The organism is Blastococcus sp. HT6-30 (assembly GCF_039729015.1).
GTDB lineage: Bacteria > Actinomycetota > Actinomycetes > Mycobacteriales > Geodermatophilaceae > Blastococcus.
The window spans coordinates 1724197-1749344 of record NZ_CP155792.1; the positions used below are offsets into that span (position 1 = coordinate 1724197).

Below are 25148 nucleotides of genomic sequence, written 5' to 3' on the forward strand. Positions count from 1 at the left end.
GCCCCCGTCGTGGTGGACCCTCAGGTCCCCCGCGCTGCGGCAGGGGGACCGCTGTCAGACGGCGTCGAAGCCGGCGCGGTCGACCTTGCGGTGGTACCGCTCGCCCAGCTTGCCGCCGAGGATGGCGCCGACCAGCGTCAGCACCAGCACGGCGACCAGGGCGATGATGCCGCCGGTCGTGGCGGTGCCCTCGTCGATCGGGATGCGCGGCAGGTTCAGCTGCTGGAGCACGTTGTACTCGGAGCCGAAGAGCACGCCGGCCAGTGCGAGCGCCAGGACGACGAGCAGGCCGATGACCCACACGGCGATGCCCTGGCGGACACCGTCGAAGCGCGCCATCCGTCCGGCGACGTAACCGCCGGCCAGGTAGGCGAGGAAGAGGACGACCAGCAGGACGATGCCGCCGACGATGCCGATCGTGCTCGCCTGCTCGGTGGCCTCCTCGACCGACGGGATGCCCTCGGTGAGGCCGACGGCGACACCGGCGGCGCTGATCAGCGCGATCAGCAGGACGGCCAGCCCGTTGGCGGAGAGCCAGCCGAAGAACGCCGCACCCCACTTGATGCCGCCGTAGCGGGAGTGCTGCGCGTCGACGGCGTCACGGCCGGCGCCGCGGGTGGCGTGCGATCCGTCCGGCCGGACGCCGGTGTCGTCGCCGTGCGCGGAAGCTGGGGTGGACATGGGGCGTGCTCCTCGGGGAGGGGAACGGCGGGCAGGGGTGCCGGCCGGGAGATGGGTGGCGGCGTCGGCGCGCTCGGGGCCGCGCCGACGCCGCCCGACTGCTGGGGCCGGGTCAGCGGCGGGTGCCGGTGCCGTCCGTGCCGTCGGTGTCCAGCTCCACCTGCTCCTTGCGGACCTGCTCGGTGACCGTCTCCTGCTCGGTGACGGTCTGGGTGTCCAGGCGGACGCGCTCGACCGGGACGGCCTCCTTCTCCACGACCGGGCGCTCCGCGTGGAGCACGACCTCGTGCTCCTCCTCGGAGATGGCCGGGCCGTCGAGGGCGTCGCCGACGTTGGCGTCGGTGATCGGCTCGCGCTCGATGCGGATCTCCTCGTGCGACACCGGCACGGTCTGCGAGACGTTCTCCGAGACGACGTACTTGCGGAGCCGGGCGCGGCCGGTCTCCACCCGCTGGGTGCCGACGTGCAGCTGCTCCTCGGAGCGGGTCATCGCGTCGTCGGTCGTGGGCCCGGAGGTGTCGTGGCCGACGGCCCCGCGGGTCGTGTCCGTGGTCGTCGTGCGCGTGGTGTCGGTGCCGGTGCCGGTGCCGGTGCCGCCGGCGGCGAGGCCGTAGTACCGGTACAGCTCGGTCTCCTCCGCGGGAGAGAGGTGCCCGTCGGTGTCGATGTGCGGAGCGTTCTTGATCTTGTCCTTGGCGTAGGGCACGCGCAGCTCCTCGCCGGAGATGTCGGCGTCGGCCAGGGGCACGAAGGTCTCCTTGGTGCCGAACATCCCGGTGCGGACGGTGGCCCACTCGGGGCGGCCGGTCTCGTCGTCGAGGTAGACCTCGCCGACGGTGCCCAGCTTGCCGTCGGGGCCGACGGCGGTGCTGCCGATGACGTCGCTCAGCTGGTGCTCGGTGATCATGCGCATGACTCCTGGGGAGGCGGGGAAGGGGAGTGCTCCGTCCCGGGGCGCGTCTCGCGCGGACGGGGACGATCTCTTCGGTGCCCGCGCATTTACGTTGTAAACAACCGATGCGCCGTGCATTCCGCACAGCCCTTGGATCAGGTGCTCGGGGTTCCGCGCCGGGGGGTGCGCGCCTCGGCCAGCACGACCTCCAGGCGGCCGAGCAGGTTCTCCAGCGCCTCCTCGAACTCGGCGGCCGATTCGTCCAGCGAGAGCAGCGGCTCGAGGCGGACGACGGTCGGGTAAGCGCTCAGGTCGGTGCTCCCCGCCGCGTCCGGCACGCCCTCGGGCTGGTCCTCCGGGCTGATCCTCACGCCCTTCTGCGAGACCTCCAGCAGCAGGTGGCCCAGCAGGAAGCTGGAGTACGCCCGGTACGCCGCGACCGCGGCCTCCTCGGGAAAGCCGCTGTCGACCAGGGTGTCCAGGAAGGACTCGACCCAGCGGAGGCTGCGCAGCGGCGGGCGGACCCACGGGGCCGCCGGCGGCCGGGTGGCCACCAGGGGGAAGACCTCGGGGTGGGCCAGGGCGATCCGGCGGACCCCGTGCGCCAGCCGCTGCAGGTAGTCCTGCCAGCCGTGCACCGCGCTCAGATGCACGTCGGGGTCGCCGTAGAGCTCGTCGACGACCGACTCCACGACGCCGTCGAGCAACTGCTCGCGGCCGGGCACGTAGCGGTACAGCGCCATGGCCTCCACGCCGAGGTGGGCGCCGAGCCGGCGCATGGTCAGCGCGGTCAACCCGTTGTCGTCGATGAACTCGATGGCCGCACCGAGGATCCGGCGCCGGTCGAGCCCCGACCGCCCGGCACCGGGCGGGGTGGCCGGGACCGCCGCGGCCGCGCCACCGCGGCCCTCGGGGCTGTCGGGGTCGGCGGTCGGGTCCGGCTCGGTCATCGTGCTCTCCCTCGGTCGGCGCCGTCTGCGGGTGATCATGCTCCCGGTCGACCGCACAGGGTCGGCCACCCTCGTGTGAGACCGACGGAACCGAGCGTTGACGTCGCGGTCCACGAAGGGAAACGACGGCCCTCGACGCTGGGTCTCGTGTCCGCCACCGTCTCGCCCGCGTCCGCCGCCCCGGGCGTGCGCGCCTCCCGGACGACGAACACGCACTGCCCGTACTGCTCGCTCCAGTGCGGCATGGCCGTCACCGCCGGCGCCCGGCCGGCCACCCTGGTGCCGCTGGACTTCCCGACCAACCGCGGCGGGCTGTGCTCGAAGGGCTGGTCGTCGGCCGAGCTGCTCGACCACCCGGAGCGGCTGCTGCGGCCGCTGGTGCGCGCCGTCCCCGGCGACCGCACCAGTCCGCTCGTGGAGAGCGCCTGGGACGAGGCGCTCGACCGGGTCGTGGCCGCGATCGAGCGCACCCAGCGGCGCCACGGCCGCGACGCCGTCGGCTGCTTCGGCGGCGGGTCGCTGACCAACGAGCAGGCCTACCAGTTCGGCAAGTTCGCGCGGGTCGCGCTCCGCACCAGCGCCATCGACTACAACGGCCGGTTCTGCATGTCCTCGGCGGCCGGTGCGGCCAACCGCGCCTTTGGCCTCGACCGGGGCATGCCGTTCCCGCTCAGCGACATCGCCGAGGCCGACGTCGTCGTGCTGGTGGGCAGCAACCCGGCCGACACCATGCCGCCGGCCATGCAGTGGTTCGACGCGGGCCGGGAGCGCGGCGCCCAGCACATCGTCGTCGACCCCCGGCGCACGGCCACCGCCCGCAGCGCCGCGCTGCACCTGCAGCCGCTGCCCGGCACCGACCTGGCGCTGGCCAACGGGCTGCTGCACATCGCGCTGGCCGAGGGGCTGGTCGACGAGGAGTACGTGGCCGCGCGCACCACCGGGTTCGAGGCGGTGCGGGACGGTGTCGCCGCCTACTGGCCCGACCGCGTCGAGCGGCTCACCGGGGTGCCGGTGCCCGACCAGCGGCGTACCGTCTTCGCCCTCGCCCGCGCGGAGAAGGCGATGATCCTGACCGCCCGGGGTGCGGAGCAGCACCGCAGCGGCACCGACACCGCCCAGGCCTGGATCAACCTCGCGCTCGCCCTCGGCCTGCCCGGCCGGCGGGGCAGCGGCTGGGGCACGGTCACCGGCCAGGGCAACGGCCAGGGCGGCCGGGAACACGGGCAGAAGGCCGACCAGCTCCCCGGCTACCGGTCGCTGACCGACCCCGCCGCCCGGGCCCACGTGGCCGCCGTCTGGGGCGTCGATCCCGACGACCTGCCGAAGCCGGGGAGAAGCGCGTTCGAGCTGCTCGACGCGCTCGGCACCGACGGCGGGGTCCGGACCCTGCTGGTGCTCGCCTCCAACGTGGCCGTCTCCGCCCCCGACGCCCGCCGCGTGATCAGCCGGCTGGGCGACCTCGACTTCCTCGCCGTCAGCGACTTCTTCCTGTCCGAGACCGCCGAGCTCGCCGACGTCGTCCTCCCCAGCGCCATGTGGGCGGAGGAGGCCGGCACCATGACCAACCTCGAGGGCCGGGTCATCCGCCGCCGCCGCGCGCTCGACCCGCCGGACGGCGTGCGCGACGACCTGCAGCTGCTCGCCGAGCTCGCCGACCGCCTCGGGGCGGGGGAACTGTTCAGCGGCGATCCGGAGACGGTGTTCGAGGAGCTCGGCCGCGCCAGCGCCGGCGGGACGGCGGACTACTCGGGCATCAGCTACCGGCGCATCGACGAGGAGCAGGGCGTCTTCTGGCCCTGCCCCGGCGAGACGCACCCGGGCACCCCGCGGCTGTTCCTCGACCGCTTCGCCACCCCGGACGGGCGGGCCCGGTTCCTCCGGGTGGAGCACGTCGACGCCCACGAGCGCCCCGACGCCGACCACCCGTACGTCCTCACCACCGGCCGGGTGCTGGCCCAGTACCAGTCGGGCACGCAGACCCGCCGGACGCGCAGCCTCCAGCTGATCGCGCCGAGCCCCCGGGCGGAGCTGCACCCGGATCTCGCGCGGGCGCTGGGCGTGGGCAACGACGACGTCGTCGAGCTGAGCACTCGCCGCGGACGGGCGCGCTTCCACGCATCGGTCACCGACACGATCCGCCCCGACACCGTCTTCGTCCCGTTCCACTGGGGCGGCGGGGCCAGCGCCAACGCGCTCACCGACGCCGACGCGCTCGACCCGACCAGCAAGATGCCCGCCTTCAAGGTCTGCGCCGTCGCCGTCACCCGGGTCGGCGGCCCGGAGGAGCGCATCCCGCCGCCGCCCGCGGCCGCCCAGCCCCGGCCCACGGCCCACCGGCCTGCCACCGCCCCCGTGCCCCACCCGCCGTCCCGCACGACGACGACCAGGAGAACCCCCGTGAAGAGCACCCCCCGTTTCCTGCAAGGCGTCTTCCCGATCACCGGGGAGGGGCTGTCCAAGCCGGGACCGATCGATCCGGCGCTGCACTACACCGTGCCCACCGGCCACACGGCGCAGGCGCTCTACTTCCGCGGGGGGAACTCGACCGCCGAACTGGTCTACGTGCTGCTCGTGCGCGACGGCAAGCCGATGCGGTGGTTCCCGATCGGCGCCAAGGCCGACACCCACGTGCCGCTGCGCGTGGTCGAGGACCTGGTGGGCGGCTCCGTCGTGGAGCTGCACGCAGCGGCGCCCGAGGGCGTCACCGGCGAGCTCGTGGTCGACCTGGGCCTGGTGGAGGTCTGATGACGGTCACCGACAGCCGGGTGCTGGGCGGCCGGCGCACCGGCGCCACGACGCTGCACCTGGACGACGAGCTCGACCTCCGCGGCCGCCTGGTGGTCGTGGGCAACGGCATGGCCGGCGCCCGGTTCGTGGAGGAGGTGCTCGAGCGCGGCGGTGGGGAGCAGTTCCGGATCACCGTCTTCGGCGACGAGCCGCACGGCAACTACAACCGGATCATGCTCTCGCCGGTGCTGGCCGGCGAGTCGCACGAGGACGAGATCGTCCTCAACTCCCACGAGTGGTACGCCGACAACGGCATCGACCTGCGCGCCGGGGTGCCGGTCGAGCGGATCGACACCGCGGCCAAGCAGGTGCACGCCGCCGACGGCAGCGTGACCGGCTACGACCACCTGGTCCTGGCCACCGGCAGCTACTCGTTCATCCCGCCGATGAAGGGCGTCCGCGACGACGCCGGCGAACTGCTGCCCGGGGTGTACGGCTTCCGGACCATCGACGAGACCCGGGCGATGCTCGACGCCGTCGGCCGGTGCCGCCGGGCCGTCGTCATGGGCGGCGGGCTGCTCGGACTTGAGGCCGCCCGGGCCCTGCAGGGCCACGGCCTGCACGTGGAGCTGGTGCACGCCGCGCCCTACCTGATGAACATGCAGCTGGACCCGGAGGCGGGCGCGATCCTCAAGCGCAGCGTCGAGTCGCTCGGGATCGCCGTCCACCTCGACGTCTTCGCCACCGAGGTGATCGGCGGTGACCGTGTCCGCGGTGTGGGCCTGGCCGACGGGCGGCAGCTCGACGCCGATCTCCTCGTCATCGCCGCCGGGGTGCGGCCCAGCTCCGACATCGCCGTCCGCTCGGGGCTGGAGGTCGAACGCGGCATCGTCGTCGACGACCAGCTGCGCACCGACGACCCGGACGTCTACGCCATCGGCGAGTGCGCCCAGCACCGCGGCTCGGTCTACGGGCTGGTCGCCCCGGCCTGGGAGCACGCCAAGGTGCTCGCCGACGTGCTGACCGGTACCGACCCCGACGCCGAGTACCACGGCAGCCGGACGGCGACGAAACTCAAGGTCGCCGGGGTCGACGTCGCCGTGATGGGCGTCAACACCCCCGAGCGCGACGACGACGAGTTCCTGGTGATCTCCGAGCCCAAGCGGGGCGTGCACCTGTCGGTGGTCATCCGCGACGACAAGCTCGTCGGCGCGACGCTGCTCGGCGACACCCGCAAGGTCGCGTTCCTCACCCAGGCCTTCGACCGCGGCGCGCCGCTGCCCGAGGAGCGGATCCGGCTGCTGGTCGACCTCTCCGACGGCGTCGAGGAGGTCGGCGTCGCCGAGATGCCCGCCGACAGCCAGGTGTGCAACTGCAACGGCGTCAGCAAGGGCGACATCTGCGGGGCCGTGGCCGACGGCTGCAGCAGCGTCGGTGCGGTCATGGACCGCACCCGCGCCGGCAAGGGCTGCGGCTCGTGCAAGTCGCTGGTCAAGCAGATCGTCGAGTGGGCCGCCGACGGCGAGCTCACCGAGGACCCTTCGGCGTCCTGGTACGTCCCCGGCATCCCGATGGCCAAACCGGAGTTGATGGCCGCCATCCGGCAGCAGGACCTGCGGAGCGTCTCGGCCGTCTTCGCCGCGCTGGCCCCGGGCGGGCAGGAGGACGCCAAGTCCAAGATGGGCCTGACCTCGCTGCTGCGGACGATCTGGGGCACCGAGTACGTCCAGGAGAACGACGCGAAGTTCATCAACGACCGGGTGCACGGCAACATCCAGCGCGACGGCACCTTCTCCGTCGTCCCGCAGATGAAGGGCGGGGTCACCACCCCGGCGCAGCTGCGCCGGATCGCCGAGGTCGCCGAGAAGTACGAGGTCCCGATGGTCAAGGTGACCGGCGGGCAGCGGATCGACCTGCTCGGCGTCCGCAAGGAGGACCTGCCGGCGATGTGGGACGACCTGGGCATGCCGTCCGGATACGCCTACGGCAAGAGCTTCCGCACCGTGAAGACCTGCGTGGGCAGCGACTTCTGCAGGTTCGGCCTCGGCGACTCCACCCAGCTCGGCATCGACCTGGAGACCCGGTTCCAGGGCATCGAGAGCCCGGCCAAGATGAAGCTCGCCGTCGTCGGCTGCCCGCGCAACTGCGCCGAGGCCTACGTCAAGGACGTCGGCGTCGTGGCCATCGGCGACGGCAGGTGGGAGGTCTACGTCGGCGGCGCCGCCGGGGCCACCGTCCGCAAGGGTGACCTGCTGGCCACTGTCGACTCGCCCGAGGAGGTCATCACGCTCGCCGGCCGGTTCATGCAGTATTACCGGGAGAACGCGAACTGGCTGGAGCGCACCTACGACTTCGTGCCGCGCGTCGGCCTGCAGAAGATCCAGCAGGTCCTGCTCGAGGACAGCGAGGGGATCGTCGCCGACCTGGACGAGGGCATGCAGAGGTCGATCGACGCGTACACCGACCCGTGGGGCCAGGACGGGAAGGAACCGGCCACGCCCGGCCAGTTCCGCCCGTCCCTGCCGCTGGTCGAGCTGCCGAAGGTGCCGGTCCGATGAACACCGTGACCCGGCTCGAGCACGCCACCGAGGTCGACCAGCCCACCACCCCGGGCACCGAGACCGGTACCCCGGCCACCGGGGTCGCGGTTCCGGGCCGGGCGGCGCCGGTGCGCGGCGAGGCGTACACCGTCGGGCGGGTGGACGAGGTCCCGATCGGCGAGGGCCGGGCGTTCGTCGCCGGCGGCGTCCAGGTCGCCGTCTTCCGGCTCCGGGACGGCTCGATGCACGCCACCCAGGCCGCCTGCCCGCACGCCGGGGGACCGCTGGCCGACGGGCAGACCGACGTCGACGTGCTGGTCTGCCCGCTGCACCTCTACGCCTACCGGTGGAGCGACGGTTCCTCGACGTCGGGAGCCGCGCCGGTCCGCCTCTACCCGGTGCACCAGGCCGGGGGCGAGATCGTCGTCGAGGTCTGACGTCGTCCCCGGCAACGTGGGTGCATGCGGTCTCGGCTGACCTCCTCGCCGAGGACACCAGGCGTGCGGTGGCCGAGCGGCGGAGCATGCCGGCATGAGCGACGCGGACCGGAAGTCCTACGACGAGCTGTACCGGTCGAACCCGGCGGTGTGGAGCGGTCGGCCCAACCGGCAGCTCGTGATCGAGGCGGTCGGCCTGCGGCCGGGCAGCGCGCTGGACGCCGGCTGCGGCGAGGGCGCCGACGCCCTCTGGCTGGCCGAGCGCGGGTGGCGGGTGACCGGGGTCGACTTCTCGCCCGTCGCGCTCGGGCGCGCCGCCGCGGCTGCCCGCGCCCGGGGGCTGGCGGACCGGGTGGAGTGGCTGCCCGCCGACCTGGACTCCTGGACGCCGCCGGAGCGGCGCTTCGACCTGGTGACGGCGCACTACCTGCACGCGACCTGGACCGACCGCGCAGCCATGTTCGAGCGGCTCGCAGCCGCGGTCGCGCCAGGTGGCACCCTGCTCGTGGTCGGCCACCTCCTGGGCGAGGACGCCGCCCACGGCCAGCACCACGCGCACGAGCCCGGCGCGCTCTACACCGCCGGGGACGTCGCGGCGGTGCTCGACCCGGCGGACTGGGCGGAGCTCGTCACCGAGACCCGGGACCGCGACCGCGGCGCCGTCGAGCGGACGGGCAATCCGGCGCCGGACACCGTGCTGGTCGCGCGGCGGCGGTCGCTGGCGCGGTAGTCCGGCCGGGCGGTTCCGTCCTCCGCGCGACATCGGGCTCTGCTTCCAGGAGTGAGCAGAGCCCGACCTCCCGGGAGGTCGGCTGCTCGCTGGCGGGCCGCCCGCCTACCGGTCAGGAGCGGGGGAGCCCCAGGTCGGCCAGGGCCGCGGCGACGGCGTCGTCGCGGAGCAGCTCGAGGACCAGCAGCCGGTGCACCAGCACCCCGCGCCGGGTCAGGCGCAGGTCGGCGGTCCGCAGCCGGGGGAGCGCCGCGCCCCCCGGGCGCGGCTGGGCCGGCGGCGGGTCGAGCAGGCCGGCGCGCTGCAGATCGGTGACGTCCTCGCGGGCGCCCCACGCCGCCCACCCGTGCGGCTCGTCGTCGAGCGGGGTCATCGGCAGCGGCACGCGGTGGCGGCGGCCGACGGCGGCGAGCAGGGCCAGCTGCCGCCAGCGCAGCTCCCCGGCCAGGTGCAGGGCTCGGCCGACGAGCTCGGCGTCCATGTCGGGGGAGACGGCGACCTCGGCCAGCAGGTAGCCCAGGTGGCGGACCCGGCGCTCGTCGGTGCACCGCCGGGCGGTGGCCACGACCGCCTCGACGAGCTCGTCGGCCACCGGCCGGCTGCCGGGCCGGGGGGTGAAGAATTCATCGGTGCGCGCCGACCGGCCGGTGCGGTGCAGCGTCGCGGCGTACTCGACGGCGAAGGCCAGCGCCGCACCCACCCGCACGCGCTCGCGCTCGACGGCGATTCCGGACGCCTCCGCGGCCGCGGTGCGCAGCGCGGCGGCGAACCGGTCGTCCACCTGCACCCGCGCGGTCGCCGGCTCGAAGACCACCGCGGCGGCGGCGGTGCTCATCGATCCGGCGACCGGGCTGCCTGCCTCGATCAGCGCCCGCCCGGTCCTGGACTCCTCGGCTGCGGTCACGCGGTGATCTTCGTGGGTGCGGAGCCCCGTCTGCACCCCGGGGTGAGCCGGCCTCACCCGCGAGGGCCACGGATCCGCCGCCGGGCCCGGCCCCGGCGGGACGGACCCGGCGGGAGCGGGATCAGACCCCTGCGCGCTGCATCAGCGTGCCGCGGCGGAGGTACACGAACCAGGTGACCGCCACGCAGACGATGTAGAAGCCGCAGAACGACAGCAGCGCCGTCTCCACGCCGCCGGTGGCCCCGTAGGACTCCGACACGATCCGCGGGATGAAGACCGCGCCGAGGGCGCCCACCGCCGAGATGATCCCCACGGCGGCGGCGGTGTCCCGGCGGGCGCGGTACAGGACCTCGGCGGGGGTGTCGGAGGGGTGGTCGGCGGCGGCCTCGGCGCGGTAGATGATCGGGATCATCCGGTAGGTGGACCCGTTGGTCATGCCGACCACGGCGAAGAGCACCAGGAAGCTGGCGAGGAAGCCGCCGAAGCTGCCGGCGCGCAGGAACGCGATCGCCGAGCCGATGGCGACCGCCTGGCCGACGAACGTGACGACGGTGATCTTCGCGCCGCCCACCCGGTCGGCCAGCCAGCCGCCGAACGGCCGGGACAGGGAGCCGACGAGCGGCCCGAGGAAGGCGTAGCGGTAGGTGTCGGCGGCGAACTCGTTGGCCAGCACGAGCGGGAAGGCGCCCGAGAAGCCGATGAACGAGCCGAACGCGCCGATGTACAGGAAGGCCATCACCCACGTCTGCTTGCGCCGGGCGACGGCGGCCTGGTCGGCGACGTTGGCCTTGGCGCCGGACAGGTTGTTCATGCCGAACCAGGCGCCGACGACCGCCAGCACGATGAACGGCACCCAGATGAGCGCGACGTTCTGCACGTAGCGGGCGTCGCCGGCCTCCGTCGCCCCCGTGCTCCCACCGACGAAGGCGACCGCCCCCGCCGTGACGGCGAGCGGCCCGACGAGCTGGATGATCGCGACGCCGATGTTCCCGCCGGCGGCGTTCAGGCCGAGGGCGAAGCCCTTCTCCCTGTCCGGGTAGAAGAACGAGATGTTCGCCATCGACGAGGCGAAGTTCCCGCCGCCGACGCCGCAGGTGATCGCCGTCAGGACCCAGAACCAGTAGGGCTGGCCGGTGGTGGCCGCGACGGTCAGCAGGGTCACCGGCACCAGCAGCAGGGCCGCGCTGACGACGGTCCAGTTCCGGCCGCCGACCAGCGCCGGCATGAACGTGTAGGGCACCCGCATGATCGCGCCCACCAGGCCTGCGGTGGCGACCAGCCAGAACAGCTGGTCGCTGGTGAAGCCGTAGCCGATCGAGGCCAGGACGGCGGTGGCGATGCTGAACATCTGCCACACGCTGAAGCCGATGTTCTCGGCCAGCACCGACCACATCAGGTTCCGGCGGGCCACCGGCCGGCCCTGCGGCGACGCCCAGAACTCGTCGTCCTCGGGGTTGTAGTCGTCGATCCACCGCGTCCCGCGTCGGGCGACCGGAGGCGCGCCGGCGGCGGGCTCGGTCGACGGCGGAGCCCCGGCGCCGGGGGCGCGGACGGTGGGGGTGGAGGTCATGGGCGCATCCCTCGGTTCGCGGCCGCCGGGCGGGCGGATCCTGTGGGGGAGAACGCTAGGAAGCCGCCGTTACCTCGCCGCCGCGCTCGCATGACCTCTCGGGAACAACCGCCTCACCGCGCCGGGGGCCGGCGGTGAGGTTCGCGGCGGGACGCGGATCCGGCCGGCTGTCGGTGGTCGCTGCCACGATGCGCGCATGGCGATCGAGGTGCGCCCGGCCAGCAGCTGTCCCGACGTGGCCGCGGTGCTGGGCCCGAAGCGGCCGGACGCGGACGTGTGCTGGTGCCTGAGCCACCGGCTCCGGAGGTCGAAGGAGAACCGGGAGCTGGTCGGCGCCGCCCGCGGCGAGCGGGTGCGCCGACTCGTGGCGGAGGACCCGCCACCGGGCGTGCTCGCCCACGACGGGGACGAGGTGGTCGGCTGGGCGGCGGTCCACGCAAGCGCCGACACGAGCTTCGCCACCAACCGGCGGATCCCGCACGTCGACGACCTCACGATTGCCTACGTCGGTACGCGGGCGCTGTTCGAGCGGGCGGGTTCGAGAAGGTGGCCGGCACCGGCTCGGTCGTCAACAGGTTCCCGCGCGTGCTCATGCGGCGGAACCTGCGCCCGGACGGTCCCTCGATGGGCCCGGAGGACCAGGCCCGGAGGATCAGGCCCGGAGGCGGTAGCCGCGCTTGACGACGGTCTCGACCAGCGGCGCGCCGAGGGCGGCCCGCAGCCGGGTCACCGCCATCTCCACTGCGTGCCCGTCACCGCCACCCGGCAGGGAGCCCACCAGGTCCGGCCGCGAGACGACGTGGCCGGGCTGCCGGGCGAGTTCGCGCAGGACGGCCAGCGGCCCCGGCGCCAGCTCCACCAGCTGCCCGTCGACGACGGCGGCGTGGCCGCGGACCTGGAGCGTGTGCGGGCCGACCTGGAGCACCGGGTCGCGCTCGGGCAGCCGGGCGACCACCTCACGGGCCAGGGCACCCAGGCGGGCGCGTTCCGGTTGGCAGGAAGGGATGCCCGCGGCGTCCAGCGGGCCGGCGGTCACGGGGCCGACGGCGACGGCGAGCACCCGCCCGTTCATCGCGGCCACCACCGGCTCCTGCTGCCCCAGCTCCGTGGCCACCTGCAGCAGGCTCGCCGCGGCCGGCGCGCTGGTGAAGGTCACCGCGTCGACCCCGCCGGCCAGGATGGCACCGATGAGCCGGCGCACCGGCACGACGTCCTCGGGCAGCACCCAGCGGTAGACCGGGACGGTGAGCACGTCCGCGCCGGCGTCCTGCAGCCCGGCGACCAGGTCGGGCAGCGGATCGCCGTGCAGCTGGACGGCGATCCGGCGGCCGGCCAGCGGCCCCTCGGCCCCCGACAGCAGGTGCTCGAGCACTTCGGCCGACGACTCCGACGCCGGCGACCAGGCGTCGACGAGTCCGCCACCCCGGATCGCCCCGCGGGCCTTCGGGCCGCGCGCGAGGACGCGGGACCCCGACAGGTGCTGCACGAGCGGCAGGCCCCAGGCGTCGGCCGCCTCCAGCCAGCCGCGGAAGCCGACCCCGGTGGTGGCGACGACGAGATCGACGGGAGCCTCGAGCACCCGCCTGGTCGCAGCCACCAACTCGGCGTCGTCGGCCAGCGGGACGATCCGGATGGCGGGGGCGTAGAGCACGCGGGCGCCCCGACGGTCCAGCAGCGCGCCCAGCTCCTCCTTGCGGCGGGCAGCGGTCACCGCGACGGTGTAGCCGGCCAGCGGAAGCCCGGCCGGCTGTTCCCCGGCGGTGTCGGTCACGTGTCCCCCTCGGGTGCGGTGGAGCCCCATCTTCCCGGCCCGGGGTTTCCGACGTGTGTCCTCGCCCGGTGCCACGCGGGCCCTGGTGACCGGGGTCACGCCCTGCCGTCCACCACCGCGTCGGCGCGCGCCCGGGTGCCGTCCTCGGCGAAGTGCGCGGTCTCCGTCCGCTGCCAGCGGTGCCACTCGCCGGCCAGCTGCGCCCCGTCGCGGGCCAGGCCACGGGCGAGCCGCACCGCCGGGTCGGCCTCCACCCAGATCCGCAGGCCGGCCCAGGCGTCGGTGGCCCGGCACGCACTGCCGCACCCCTCGACCACCAGCACGGCCGGCACCGGCACCGGCGTCGGCCGGGAGGAGAACCGGCCGGCCGCCCAGTCGTAGGCGTGGTAGGCGCCCGGCCTGCCGTCGGCCAGTGGGCGCAGCACACCTGCGGACAGGCGGGCCGCGGCCCCGGTGAGGGTCCAGCCGGCGTAGAGCTCGTCCATGTGCACGACGACGGGGTCGGGCAGGACGGCGGCCAGCCGGGCGGCGAGCGTGGTCTTGCCCGACCCGGCCGGCCCGTCCACGCACACCAGCCGGGTGCCGCCCAGCCGCGGGGGAGCGTCGAGCACCCGGGCGGTCAGGCCGGCGACGGTCAGCGGGGGTGCAGCGTCCACGTGGGCACCGCTCCGCCGCTGCCGGCCACCAGCCCGCGGCTGGCGAGCAACCGCAGGTGGGCGTCGGTCTCGGTCACGGCGAAGATCCGCATCCGCCGCTCGTACTGCTCCCACGGGCGCGACCAGGTCAGGTGGGCGGCCAGGTCCCAGGGCGTGGAGCCGGGGTGGTCGGCGATGGCGCGCAGCAGCTCGGCCAGGCGCGCCTCGTGGTGCGCGGTCAGCGCGTCGACGCGGTCGGCCAGCCCACGGAAGCGCCACTCGTGCCCCGGCAGCACCTCGGTGGGGTCCAGGTCGCGCACCCCGGCCAGCGAGTCGAGGTAGTCGCGCAGCGGATCCGCCGATCCACCGTCGGTGCTGGAGATGTTCGGGCTGATCCGCGGCAGCACGTGGTCGCCGGAGAAGAAGAGCCCCGTGCGCTCCTCGGCGAAGCACAGGTGACCGGGCGTGTGACCGGGCGTGTGGAGGGTGCGCAGCGACCACCCGGGGAACGCGGCGTGGTCGCCGTCCCCGAGCATCCGGTCGGGCACCGCCATGCGCATGAAACCGGAGAGGTTCTCCGCACCGCCCACGTCGGCTGCCGCGTCGTCGCGCGGGGCGCCGAGGCCGACGAGGAACTCGACCTCGGCGGCGACGGCGGCGCGCGCCTCGGTCCGGGTCAGCCGCTCGACCGCGGTGGCGTCGGCCGGGTGCATGGCGATCCAGGCGCCGCTGGCCTCCCGGACGCGCGAGGCCAGCCCCAGGTGGTCGAAGTGCAGGTGTGTCACGAGCACGCCCCGGACATCGGCCACCGAGCCGCCGATCGAGGCGAGCCCGTCGCTGAGCGCGCTCCAGCCGGCGTCGCTCTCCCAGCCGGTGTCGATCAGGCCGAGCCCGCCGCCGGCGAGGGCAAAGGCGTAGACGCTCACGTAGCGCAGCGGGTTGTGCGGGATCGGCACCGGTACCGACCAGAGGTCCGCCCGCAGCTGCTCGACCGGGGGCAGGGTGCGCGCCTGCCAGGCCGCGTGCTGGGTGGTGCCGGTGATCTCCACGTCCCGCACTCTGCCAGCCGCTCCCGGCCGCGATCCTGACACCATGGGGGTGTGAGCGGTTCCCAGCCCGACGTGTCCACCGTCTCCGCCGTGCCCCGCCGGATGCGGCACCTGCTCGCCGCCCTCGCCGCCGTGGTCGCGGTGGTCATGGTGCTGGTGGCGCTCTCCCTGCCGTCGACGACCAACTCCGTCATCGACTACGGCGTCGTCGACCAGGTGGCGATGGCGGGTCTGGGGCTGGTCCTGGCCGCCGGGGTGCTGTTCCTCGGCCGGTCGCGGCTCGACGCCGATGCCGACGGCATCCGGGTCCGGAACCTCGTCGTCCACCACCAGCTGCCGTGGACGGCGGTGCGCGCGGTGCGGTTCGAGCGCACGTCCGCCTGGGGCTCGCTGCTGCTGGAGAACGGCGACGAGATCTCCCTGCACGCGCTGCAGGCCGCCGACGGCGAGCACGCCGTGCGGGCGGTCGAGGGGCTGCGCGCCCTGCACGCCGCCGCACGGGCGAAGGACCCCGTCCGGCCCCCTCTGCTCTACGACGACTGAAGAAGGACCCCGTCCTCCTCACCCCTCGCTCCGCTCGGGGCGAGCCTCTCGACGGAGCCTGGCGCGGGGCCGTGCGGAGAGGTCGTTCCGGCACAGCACGGCAGGGGGAATGCGCCACGGGCCCGGGACGCTGTATCGTGGGTGTGCCTCCCCCGGCTACATCGAGGCGCGCGAACCACCAGCGGCCCCGCCCCGGGCCGCTGTCCAAGAGGAGCCCGCTCCCACCTGACGCCGTCCAGGCGCCCAGGTCCCGGATAGCGAGAGCCGGCCACAGGCCGGTGATCGCGTGCGCACGCACCCGCGAGGGGTCGTGCGCCGCCGGCCGAGTGGGCCCCGCGAGCAGACGCTCGCGGGGCCTTCTGTGTGCGTCGGCGCCGGGTGGGCCAGCGACTCCTCCCACGCAGCAGCGTAAGGAGAGGCCATCACCGAGCCCCGCATCAACGACCGCATCCGAGTCCCCGAGGTCCGCCTGGTCGGACCCGAGGGCGAGCAGGTCGGCATCGTGTCGATCGGCGAGGCGCTGCGCCTGGCACAGGACTCCGAGCTCGACCTGGTCGAGGTCGCTCCCATGGCCCGGCCGCCCGTCGCCAAGCTCATGGACTACGGCAAGTTCAAGTACGAGTCCGCCCAGAAGGCCCGCGAGGCCCGGCGGAACCAGGCGCTCACCGTCATCAAGGAGATGCGGCTGCGCCTGAAGATCGACCCGCACGACTACGAGACCAAGAAGGGCCACGTCGAGCGCTTCCTCAAGGGCGGCGACAAGGTCAAGATCACCGTGATGTTCCGTGGCCGCGAGCAGTCGCGCCCGGAGATGGGCTACCGCCTGCTCCAGCGGTTGGCCGCCGACGTCAGCGAGCTGGGCGTCGTCGAGTCCAACCCGAAGCAGGACGGCCGGAACATGGTCATGGTGATCGCCCCGCACCGGAACGCCCAGGCGCTGCAGCAGCAGGCGCAGCAGAGCAAGAGCCGACCGGCCAAGGGTGAGCAGGAGGCGGAGCAGGCGCCCAGCGCCTGACCCCCTGTTCCGCAGGAACGCACCACCGAGACCACCGGGTCGTGCGGCAGCCCCGGGCTGCCGCACGACCCGCATGAAGACGACCAGGACAGGCGAGGACATGCCGAAGCAGAAGACCCACAAGGGCACCGCCAAGCGGGTGCGCGTCACGGGCACCGGAAAGCTCATGCGCGAGCAGGCGAACAACCAGCACAAGTTCGAGCACAAGTCCGGGACCCGCAAGCGCCGGCTCGACCAGGACCAGGTCGTCTCCCCGGCCGACGCCAAGAACCTCAAGAAGCTCCTCGGCATCTGAGCGTCCCTCCACTGACTTTTAGAAAGACAGGAGCACTTCCGTGGCACGCGTGAAGCGGGCGGTCAACGCCCAGAAGAAGCGCCGGACGACCCTCGAGGCCGCCAGCGGCTACCGCGGTCAGCGGTCCCGGCTGTACCGCAAGGCCAAGGAGCAGATCCTCCACTCGGCGACCTACAGCTACCGCGACCGCAAGGCGCGCAAGGGTGACTTCCGCAAACTGTGGATCACCCGCATCAACGCCGCGGCCCGCCTCAACGACATGACCTACAACCGGTTCATGCAGGGGCTCAAGCTCGCCGGCATCGAGCTGGACCGCCGCGTCCTGGCCGAGCTCGCCGTGAACGAGCCCGCCGCCTTCGCCACGCTGGTGGAGTCCGCCCGGGCTGCGCTCGCCGCGAACCCCGAGGCGACCGGCGCCCAGGCCGCCTGACCAAGGACCACCCTGCCCCCTACGCCTCGCGAGCTCGGCGCGGGACCCTGCAGGATGGCCGTTCCGCACGTCACCCGACGCCGTCGGTGACCGGCCCCTCCGGGCCGGACGCCGGCGGCGTCGGCGTCTGTCCGGGGCGAGGTCTGCACACTCGCCCCGATCAGCCCTCGAGCGGGTCACCGTGCAGATCTCGCAGGAAGGAGAGCGCGTGACCGAGTCGCTCACCGAGCGCTCCGCCCGCATAGTCGCCGCGCGGAAGCTCACCCGGCGCGCCGGGCGGGATGCGGCGGGGCTCTTCCTCGCCGAGGGGCGGCAGGCCGTGGTCGAGGCGCTGGCGCAGCCCGAGCGCGTCCGCGAGGTCTTCGCCACGCAGGCGGCCGCGACCGCGCACCGCGACCTGCTGGCGGAGACGCCGGTGCCCGTGCGGCCGGTCACCGAGAAGGCCGCGGCCGGGCTGTCGGAGACGGTGACCCCCCAGGGGCTGGTCGCCGTCTGCGAGCTGCGGGACGTCCCGGCCGAGTCGCTGACGACGGCGCCGCCGCGGCTGTCGGTCGCGCTCGCCGAGCTCGCCGACCCGGGCAACGCCGGGACGGTGCTGCGGACCGCGGACGCCTGCGGCGCCGGCGCGGTCGTCTTCGGCGCGGGCTCGGCCGACCCGTACGGGGGCAAGGCGGTCCGGTCCAGCGCCGGCAGCCTGTTCCACGTCGACGTCGTCCGTGGTGCGCCACTGGCGGCGCTGCTCCCCTCGCTGCGCGCCGTGGGCGTGACCGTGCTCGCCGCCGACGGCGGGGGAGAGGCCGAGCTGCCCGGGCTGGTGGCGGCCGGCCGGCTGGCGGGGCCGGTTCTGTGGCTCTTCGGCAACGAGGCCCGGGGCGTGCCCGCCGATCTGGCCGCGCTCGCCGACGCGCGGGTGCGGATCCCGATGCGCGGCCGGGCGGAGAGCCTGAACCTGGCCGCCGCCGCCGCGATCTCCCTCTACACCACCCAGCTCGCGCAGGGCTGACGCCCGTACCCGCGCGCTCCCGGCTCCGCCGGTGGCGCTGCGCGGCCTCCGTTCGCGGTTCCGCTCGCGACGCAGGCGGTGCACGAGGCGTCGCCGGTACGCCAGGATGGCGGTCATCGACGGGCTCCCCCGGGACGTCGCGCTGGGTTGCGGAAGAAGGTCGCAGTTACCGTGGAGCACATGCAACGGGTCGCAGGTGCTCCGGCGGATCCGTCGACGGACGGGCGGCGGTCCCGGTGGACCGAGCACCGCCGTGCCCGGCGGGAGGACCTCGTCGGCGCGGCCGTCGAGGCGGTCCGGCTGGCCGGTCCCGACTTCTCCGTCGACGACGTCGCCCGCAGCGCGGGGGTCTCCAAGACGGTGATCTACCGGTACTTCAACGACAAGGACGAGCTGATCGACGCCGTCCTCGAGCGCATCTCCCAGGCGGTCCTGCTACCCCGCCTGCTCGGCGAGCTGACCGCCGACCGGGGCGACGACCGGCAGCAGCTCCGCGCGGTCATCGCCGCCTTCGTCTCGCTGATCGAGGACGAGCCGGCGCTCTACCGCTTCGCCTACGCACAGGCCGGGCGCGCGGGCCGCGCGGACCTGGTCGCGGCCACCGAGCACGCCGTCGCCGGCGCGCTGGGCGACCTGCTCGGCCAGCGGCTCACCGACGCCGGGCGTCCGGCCGACGGCGCCATGACCTGGGCCTACGGGATCGTCGGCATGGTGCAGCTGGCCACGCACTGGTGGTCGGGGGCGCGGACGGTGTCCGCGGCTGACCTCGTCGACCAGCTCACCGACCTGGCCGATGGCGGCCTGGGCACCCTCCTCCCCCCGCGGGGCTGAGCGCGGGGCGCTCCTGCACCAGCCGCAGGTCCAGCTGCACGACGTCGGGCGCAGCATGGGCACGAGGGGCCGACGGGTGGATCGCGGGGAACCCCGGCGCGGGCGAGTGCGGTCGCCGGGCAGAATGGCCTCCCGTGTCTGGCGCCAACGATCCCTACGACCCCAAGCAGGTCGCCGCGCTCTCCCCCGAGGCCCTCGACGACGCGGTGCGTGCCGCGCTCGAGGCGTTCGCGGCCGCGGCCGACCTGGAGGCGCTGGCCGGCGTCCGCCCCGCGCACCTGGGCGACCGGGCACCGGTGCTGCTGGCCCGGCGCGAGCTCGGGGCCCTGCCACCGGCCGCCCGCAGTGACGCCGGCAAGCGGGTGAACGCCGCCCGGGCCGCGGTCACCGAGGCCTACGAGGCGCGCAGGGCCGAGCTCGAGGCCGAGCGGGACGCCCGCGTGCTGGCCGAGGAGCGGGTCGACGTCACGCTGCCGTGGGACCGCACCCCGCGCGGCGCCCGGCACCCGCTCACCACGCTCATGGACCGGATCGCCGACATCTTCGTCGGCATGGGGTACGAGGTGGCCGAGGGGCCGGAGCTGGAAGCGGAGTGGCTGAACTTCGACGCGCTCAACTTCGGCCGGGACCACCCCGCCCGGTGGCTGTCGGACACCTTCTTCGTCGCGCCCGAGGACTCCGGCCTGGTGCTGCGCACGCACACCAGCCCGGTGCAGGCGCGCACCATGCTCGACCGGCAGCCGCCCATCTACGTCGTGGCCCCGGGCCGGGTGTACCGCACCGACGAGCTCGACGCCACGCACCTGCCGGTCTTCCACCAGGTGGAGGGCCTGGCCGTCGACCGGGGCCTGACCATGGCCCACCTGCGGGGCACGCTCGACCACCTGGCCCGCCAGCTGTTCGGCCCGGATGCCCGCACGCGGTGGCGGCCGCACTTCTTCCCGTTCACCGAGCCGTCGGCTGAGTTCGACGTCTGGTTCCCCGAGCACCGCGACGGCCCGCAGTGGGTCGAGTGGGGCGGCTGCGGGATGGTGAACCCGCGGGTGCTGCGCGCCTGCGGCGTCGACCCGGACACCTACACCGGCTTCGCTTTCGGCATGGGCATCGAGCGGGCGCTGCAGTTCCGCTCCGCGGTGTCGGACATGCACGACATCGCCGAGGCCGACGTCCGCTTCACCACGGCATTCGGAGTGGAGCAGTGAACGGTCGCGGTCCGACGAAGAAGGTCACCCCCGTGCCGCCCGAAGGAGTCCAGCAGTGAAGGTCCCCGTCAGCTGGCTGTCCGAGCTCGTCGACCTCCCGGCCGGGATCACCACCGAGGAGCTCGACGCCGCGTTCGTGCGGCTCGGCTTCGAGGTGGAGGACGTCGTCCGCCCGCCGGTCACGACCGGCCCGCTCGTGGTCGGCCGGGTGCTGGAGATCGAGGAGCTGACCGGCTTCAAGAAGCCGATCCGCTACTGCCAGGTCGAGGTCGGGGAGAGCGAGCCCCGGGGCATCGTCTGCGGCGCCCGCAACTTCGCCGTCGGCGACCTCGTCGTCGCCGCCCTGCCCGGTGCCGTGCTGCCCGGCGACTTCGCCATCGCCGCGCGGAAGACCTACGACCACGTCTCCGACGGGATGATCTGCTCGGTCCGCGAACTGGGCATCGGCGAGGACCACACCGGCATCCTGGTGCTGGGCCAGGGCGGCTACGTGCCAGGGACGCCCGCGGCCGACGTGCTGGGTCTGGACGACGTCGTCTTCCACCTCGAGGTGACCCCGGACCGCGGCTACGCCATGTCGATGCGCGGGATCGCCCGCGACCTCGCCGCCGTGCTCGGCGTGGCCTGGCGGGACCCGGCGGACCTGCCGCTGCCGGAGTGGTCCGGTGCGCCGGCGTGGGAGGTCGACGTCGCCGCGCCCGGCCGCTGCGACCGCTTCTCGATGCTGGCGCTGGAGGGGCTGGACCCGGTCGCACCGAGCCCGTGGTCGCTGCGCCGGAGGCTCGCCCAGTGCGGGGTGCGGAGCATCTCCCTGGCGGTCGACGTCACCAACTACGTCATGCTCGAGCTGGGCCAGCCGATGCACGCCTTCGACCGCGACACCGTCCGCGGACCGATCACCGTCCGCACGGCGGCGGCCGGTGAGCGGCTGACCACCCTGGACGGCGCCGACCGGGCCCTGGCCGACGACGACCTGCTGATCGCCGACGGGTCCGGGCCCATCGGGCTGGCCGGTGTCATGGGCGGCGCCACCACGGAGATCGGGGACACCACCTCGGCGGTGTTGCTGGAGGCCGCGCACTGGGAGCCGACCGGCATCTCCCGCGGGGTGCGCCGCCATCGGCTGCCCAGCGAGGCCGGCAAGCGTTTCGAGCGCGGCACCGACCCCGACGTCACCGTCCTGGCACTGGCGCGGGCCGCCGGGCTCCTGGCCGAGCACGGTGGCGCCTGCGTGGCAGGCGCGCCGGTCGACGTCGACACCCGCGCGCCCCGACCGGTGATCGGGCTGGACGCCGGCCTGCCCGGGCGGATCGCCGGGGTGGACTACTCCCGGGCCCAGGTGCTGGAGGTGCTCGACGCCATCGGCGCCGAGGTCGGGGGCGACGGCGACGCGCTGCAGGTCACGCCGCCGTCCTGGCGGGGCGACCTGCGGGAGCCGGCCGACCTGGTCGAGGAGGTCGTGCGCCTCCGCGGTTTCGACGAGATCCCCTCCCTCCTGCCCACCGCGCCACCCGGTGGGGGGCTCACCGAGCGGCAGCGCCGGCGGCGCAGCATCGGCCGCGCCCTGGCCGATGCCGGGTACGTGGAGGCGCCGTCCTTCCCCTTCACCGGCACGGCGCAGCTGGACGCGCTGGGCCTGCCCGAGGACGACGACCGCCGCCGCGTGATCACCGTGCGCAACCCGCTGTCGGAGGAGGCTCCGGCGCTGCGCACGAGCCTGCTGCCCGGGCTGCTGACGGCGCTGGCCCGGAACCAGGCGCGCGGCATCCGCGACGTCGCCCTCTTCGAGCACGGGGCGGTGTTCCCCGGCGGGGTGCGCCCGCCTGCACCGGTGCCCGGTGCCGAGCGCCGGCCGGACGACGCCGTCCTCGCCGCGCTGCTGGGTGCGGTGCCGGCCCAGCCGTGGCACGTGGCGGTGGCCCTCACCGGCCAGCGCGAGCCGCGCGGCTGGTGGGGTCCGGGCCGCCCGGCGGAGTGGGCCGACGCGGTGCAGGCCGCACGGACCGTGGCCGCGGCCGCCGGAGCCGAGCTGACCGTGCGTGCAGGCGACCGGGCGCCCTGGCATCCCGGCCGCTGCGCCGAGCTCCTGGTCGGCGACCGGGTGATCGGGCACGCCGGCGAGCTGCACCCCAAGGTCTGCGAGGCGCTCGGCGTACCCGCCCGGACCGCGGTCATGGAGCTCGACGCCGACGCCCTGCCCGCCCCGGCCGTCCCGCAGGCGCCGGCGATCTCCACGTTCCCGCCGGTGCTCCTCGACCTCGCCGTGGTGGTGGCGGACGACGTTCCCTCGGCGGACGTCACCGCCGCGCTGCGGGCGGGCGCCGGGGAGCTGCTGGAGTCGCTGCGGCTCTTCGACGTCTATACCGGTGCACCGGTGCCGGCCGGCTCCCGCTCCCTGGCCTACGCCCTCACCGTGCGGGCGCCGGACCGGACGCTGACCGGCGAGGAGGCGACGGCGGTGCGCGACGCCGCGCTCGCCGCCGCCGCCCAGGCCACCGGGGCGCAGATCCGTGGCTGAACAAGGACCCCGCCCTCCCCACCCTTCGCAGGCTCAGGTCGGGCCCCTGGACGGGGCCGGGGTCGCCCTGGTCACCGGGGCGTCCACCGGCATCGGCCGGCACCTGGTCGAGGGGCTGGCCGCCCGAGGCATGGTGGTGGCCGGTGTGGCCCGGAACCCCGACCGGCTGCGGACGGCGATGGCCGAGGTCGCCGAGGCCACCGGCGCTCGCACCCTGGCGGTCGCCGCCGACGTCACCGACCGCGCGTCCGTGGAGGCCGCGGTGGGGGAGGTGCGCGAGGAGCTCGGCCCGATCGAGCTCCTGGTCAACAACGCCGGGCTCATCGACGAGTTCGAGGTGCCCATCTGGGAGGCCGACCCGGAGCAGTGGTGGGACGTCGTGTCCAGCCACGTCCGCGGCGCGCAGCTGACGATCCGCACCGTCGTGCCGTGGATGGTGCTGCGCAACCGCGGGCGGGTGGTCAACATCGCCAGCGGAATGGGCACCCGCGCCAACCCCGACTACTCGGCCTACTCTGTCGCCAAGACCGCGCTCGTGCGGCTCACCGAGGGCCTGGCCACCGCGCTGGAGGGCTCGAACGTGCGGGCCTTCAACGTCGCCCCGGGCGTCGTCGACACCCCGATGACCCGCGCCATGCACATGTGGCAGGGCAACACCCACTGGACGCCGCCGGAGAAGGTCGTCGAGCTGATCGCCGCCATCGCCGCCGGAGAGCTCGACCAGTGGTCGGGCCGCTTCGTCCGGGCCGGCAAGGACCACCTCGACGTCCTCCGCAGGACCACGCCCGACGACGCCGCCCGGCAGCTGCGGCTGCGGCCCTACGGGGAGGACGACCCGCTCGGCTGATTCCCCGCTCTCCGCGGGGGTGGTCCGGCGACGCCGACCCGGTCGCGGCGGACGTGCCACGGTGCGGTACCGGTTCCGGACGAGGAGTGACAGCCATGGCGACCCAGTCCCCGGCGGCCCGCGGGCTGATCGCCCTCGCGCTCGCGGGCGTCGCCGGGCTCGCCGCCTGGTCCGGCCGGGCGGCGTGGGAGGACAGCGGCGCGTTCGCCCTCCTGCTCTTCGGCGTCCCCCTGGCGTGCGCGGCACTCGCCCTGCTCGCCGAGAGCGCGGGCGCGCCGGTGCTGGCTCCGGCGGTCGTGGCCGTCCTCGGGGCGGCGTCGGTCGGGTGGTCGCTGCTCACCGGCCTGGGCCTCGGTCCGGGCCTCCTCCTGCCGTCGCTGCTCCTGCTGGTCGCCGCGATGATCTCGTGGATGGACCGCAGGCGGGACCGCGCCCGGCGACCGCCTGACACGGAGCTGCCGGGAAAGCCGCCGACATCGCGGTGAACGTTCATGCATGGCCGTGTATGGTCATGCATCGTGAGCACAGAGCGGACGTGGACGGTCGGGGTCACCGGCGCCACCGGGTACGCGGGAGGTGAGGTGTGCCGGCTGCTGGCCGGGCACCCGGCGCTCCGGCTGGCCGGGGTGCACGCCAACTCGAGCGCCGGCCGACGCCTGGGTGAACTCCAGCCCCACCTGCTGCCCTTCGCCGAGCTGGAGGTGCAGCCGAGCGACGCGGCGAGCCTGGCCGGGTACGACGTGGTCGTCCTGGCGCTGCCGCACGGCGAGTCGGCGGCGATCGCCGACCAGCTGCCGGCGGAGACGCTCGTCATCGACTGCGGCGCCGACCACCGGCTGAACGACCCGGCCGCCTGGGCCCGCTGGTACGGCGGCGTGCACGCCGGCACCTGGCCGTACGGTCTTCCGGAGCTGCCCGGTCAGCGGGAGGAGCTGGCCGGCGCCACGCGGATCGCCGTCCCCGGCTGTTACCCGACCTCGGTCACCCTCGCGATGGCCCCGGCGCTGGCCGCCGGGCTGGTCGAGCCCGACGTCGTGGTCGTCGCCGCCAGCGGCACCAGCGGCGCCGGCAAGTCACCGAAGCCGCACCTCCTCGGCAGCGAGGTCATGGGCGCGGCCAGCGCCTACGGCGTCGGAGGCGTGCACCGGCACACCCCGGAGATGATCCAGGGTCTCTCGCGGGCGGCCGGGGCCCCGGTGGGCGTCAGCTTCACGCCCACCCTGGTCCCGATGAGCCGCGGCATCCTCGCCACCTGCTCGGCGAAGCTGAGGCCCGGGGCCGACGCCGACGCCGCCCGGGCCGCCTACTCGGAGGCCTACGCCGGCGAGCCGTTCGTCCACCTGCTGCCCGAGGGGCAGTGGCCCACCACCGCCCAGGTGCTCGGTGCGAACACGGTGGCTCTGCAGCTCGCCGTCGACGCCGACGCCGACCGGCTGGTCGTCGTCGCCGCCGTCGACAACCTCACCAAGGGCACCGGGGGCGCGGCGATCCAGTGCGCCAACCTCGCCCTCGGCATCCCCGAGATCACCGGTCTCCCGCTCGTAGGAGTAGCGCCATGAACTCATCCCACGAAGACGC

At 74.6% G+C, this 25148-nt stretch carries 23 protein-coding genes; 15 read left to right on the plus strand and 8 right to left on the minus strand.

The window, feature by feature from the left end; genetic code table 11:
* Positions 1 to 54 precede the first annotated feature (54 nt).
* The 3 genes from ABC795_RS08315 to ABC795_RS08325 form a co-directional block, all read right to left on the minus strand.
* Positions 55 to 681, minus strand: a complete 627-nt coding sequence (locus tag ABC795_RS08315; protein WP_347060530.1) for a hypothetical protein — start codon at positions 679 to 681, stop codon at positions 55 to 57.
* A gap of 112 nt (positions 682 to 793) precedes the next feature.
* Positions 794 to 1588, minus strand: a complete 795-nt coding sequence (locus tag ABC795_RS08320) for a PRC and DUF2382 domain-containing protein (RefSeq protein ID WP_347060531.1) — start codon at positions 1586 to 1588, stop codon at positions 794 to 796.
* A gap of 140 nt (positions 1589 to 1728) precedes the next feature.
* Entirely contained in the window at positions 1729 to 2523 is a 795-nt protein-coding gene (locus ABC795_RS08325; protein WP_347060532.1) for a TetR/AcrR family transcriptional regulator C-terminal domain-containing protein, read from the minus strand.
* Positions 2524 to 2670: 147 nt separating this feature from the next.
* Between ABC795_RS08325 and ABC795_RS08330 the strand changes: the two genes are divergently transcribed.
* From ABC795_RS08330 to ABC795_RS08345, 4 genes are all read left to right on the plus strand, one after another.
* Entirely contained in the window at positions 2671 to 5268 is a 2598-nt protein-coding gene (locus ABC795_RS08330) for a molybdopterin oxidoreductase family protein (RefSeq protein WP_347060533.1), read from the plus strand.
* Entirely contained in the window at positions 5268 to 7808 is a 2541-nt protein-coding gene (gene nirB, locus ABC795_RS08335) for a nitrite reductase large subunit NirB (protein WP_347060534.1), read from the plus strand. The genes ABC795_RS08330 and nirB overlap by 1 nt, the downstream gene beginning before the upstream one ends.
* The gene (locus ABC795_RS08340; RefSeq protein ID WP_347060535.1) at positions 7805 to 8227 is read left to right on the plus strand and encodes a Rieske (2Fe-2S) protein; all 423 of its coding nucleotides are present in this window, start codon (positions 7805 to 7807) and stop codon (positions 8225 to 8227) included. The genes nirB and ABC795_RS08340 overlap by 4 nt, the downstream gene beginning before the upstream one ends.
* Before the next feature lie 94 nt (positions 8228 to 8321).
* Complete coding sequence (locus tag ABC795_RS08345) at positions 8322 to 8957, plus strand: class I SAM-dependent methyltransferase (RefSeq protein WP_347060537.1); 636 nt, start codon at positions 8322 to 8324, stop codon at positions 8955 to 8957.
* A 112-nt stretch (positions 8958 to 9069) separates the two neighbouring features.
* On the opposite strand, the gene ABC795_RS08350 is transcribed toward ABC795_RS08345, so the two are convergent.
* The 5 genes from ABC795_RS08350 to ABC795_RS08370 form a co-directional block, all read right to left on the minus strand.
* Positions 9070 to 9861: a hypothetical protein gene (locus ABC795_RS08350; protein WP_347060538.1), complete on the minus strand. Its 792-nt coding sequence runs from the start codon at positions 9859 to 9861 to the stop codon at positions 9070 to 9072.
* 121 nt (positions 9862 to 9982) lie between these two features.
* Positions 9983 to 11431, minus strand: coding sequence for an MFS transporter (locus tag ABC795_RS08355; protein WP_347060539.1), 1449 nt, complete (start codon positions 11429 to 11431; stop codon positions 9983 to 9985).
* A 652-nt stretch (positions 11432 to 12083) separates the two neighbouring features.
* The gene (locus tag ABC795_RS08360; RefSeq protein WP_347060540.1) at positions 12084 to 13202 is read right to left on the minus strand and encodes a uroporphyrinogen-III synthase; all 1119 of its coding nucleotides are present in this window, start codon (positions 13200 to 13202) and stop codon (positions 12084 to 12086) included.
* A 95-nt stretch (positions 13203 to 13297) separates the two neighbouring features.
* Positions 13298 to 13858 (minus strand): uridine kinase, encoded by a 561-nt coding sequence (locus ABC795_RS08365; protein ID WP_347060541.1) that lies wholly within the window; start codon positions 13856 to 13858, stop codon positions 13298 to 13300.
* Positions 13837 to 14886, minus strand: a complete 1050-nt coding sequence (locus ABC795_RS08370) for an MBL fold metallo-hydrolase (protein WP_347060542.1) — start codon at positions 14884 to 14886, stop codon at positions 13837 to 13839. The genes ABC795_RS08365 and ABC795_RS08370 overlap by 22 nt, the downstream gene beginning before the upstream one ends.
* A gap of 51 nt (positions 14887 to 14937) precedes the next feature.
* Here ABC795_RS08370 and ABC795_RS08375 point away from each other — a divergent pair, with 51 nt between their 5' ends.
* The 11 genes from ABC795_RS08375 (at position 14938) to argC (ending at position 25129) form a co-directional block, all read left to right on the plus strand.
* Positions 14938 to 15429: a PH domain-containing protein gene (locus tag ABC795_RS08375; protein WP_347060543.1), complete on the plus strand. Its 492-nt coding sequence runs from the start codon at positions 14938 to 14940 to the stop codon at positions 15427 to 15429.
* 421 nt (positions 15430 to 15850) lie between these two features.
* Positions 15851 to 16444, plus strand: a complete 594-nt coding sequence (infC, locus tag ABC795_RS08380; protein ID WP_347060697.1) for a translation initiation factor IF-3 — start codon at positions 15851 to 15853, stop codon at positions 16442 to 16444.
* Positions 16445 to 16544: 100 nt separating this feature from the next.
* Positions 16545 to 16739 (plus strand): 50S ribosomal protein L35, encoded by a 195-nt coding sequence (gene rpmI / locus ABC795_RS08385; protein WP_269194637.1) that lies wholly within the window; start codon positions 16545 to 16547, stop codon positions 16737 to 16739.
* Positions 16740 to 16779: 40 nt separating this feature from the next.
* Complete coding sequence (gene rplT, locus ABC795_RS08390; protein ID WP_347060545.1) at positions 16780 to 17169, plus strand: 50S ribosomal protein L20; 390 nt, start codon at positions 16780 to 16782, stop codon at positions 17167 to 17169.
* Between the two features lie 208 nt (positions 17170 to 17377).
* A complete protein-coding gene (locus ABC795_RS08395) occupies positions 17378 to 18172 on the plus strand; it encodes an RNA methyltransferase (RefSeq protein WP_347060546.1) in 795 nt (264 codons plus the stop codon).
* Between the two features lie 180 nt (positions 18173 to 18352).
* Positions 18353 to 19003, plus strand: a complete 651-nt coding sequence (locus tag ABC795_RS08400) for a TetR/AcrR family transcriptional regulator (protein ID WP_347060547.1) — start codon at positions 18353 to 18355, stop codon at positions 19001 to 19003.
* Positions 19004 to 19137: 134 nt separating this feature from the next.
* Entirely contained in the window at positions 19138 to 20205 is a 1068-nt protein-coding gene (pheS, locus tag ABC795_RS08405; protein ID WP_347060548.1) for a phenylalanine--tRNA ligase subunit alpha, read from the plus strand.
* A gap of 55 nt (positions 20206 to 20260) precedes the next feature.
* The gene (pheT, locus tag ABC795_RS08410; RefSeq protein WP_347060549.1) at positions 20261 to 22723 is read left to right on the plus strand and encodes a phenylalanine--tRNA ligase subunit beta; all 2463 of its coding nucleotides are present in this window, start codon (positions 20261 to 20263) and stop codon (positions 22721 to 22723) included.
* Entirely contained in the window at positions 22716 to 23570 is an 855-nt protein-coding gene (locus ABC795_RS08415; protein ID WP_347060550.1) for an SDR family oxidoreductase, read from the plus strand. Before pheT ends, ABC795_RS08415 begins: the two co-directional genes overlap by 8 nt.
* A 95-nt stretch (positions 23571 to 23665) precedes the next feature.
* Positions 23666 to 24055, plus strand: coding sequence for a hypothetical protein (locus ABC795_RS08420; RefSeq protein ID WP_347060551.1), 390 nt, complete (start codon positions 23666 to 23668; stop codon positions 24053 to 24055).
* Positions 24056 to 24088: 33 nt separating this feature from the next.
* Positions 24089 to 25129 (plus strand): N-acetyl-gamma-glutamyl-phosphate reductase, encoded by a 1041-nt coding sequence (gene argC, locus ABC795_RS08425; RefSeq protein ID WP_347060552.1) that lies wholly within the window; start codon positions 24089 to 24091, stop codon positions 25127 to 25129.
* Positions 25130 to 25148 lie beyond the last annotated feature (19 nt).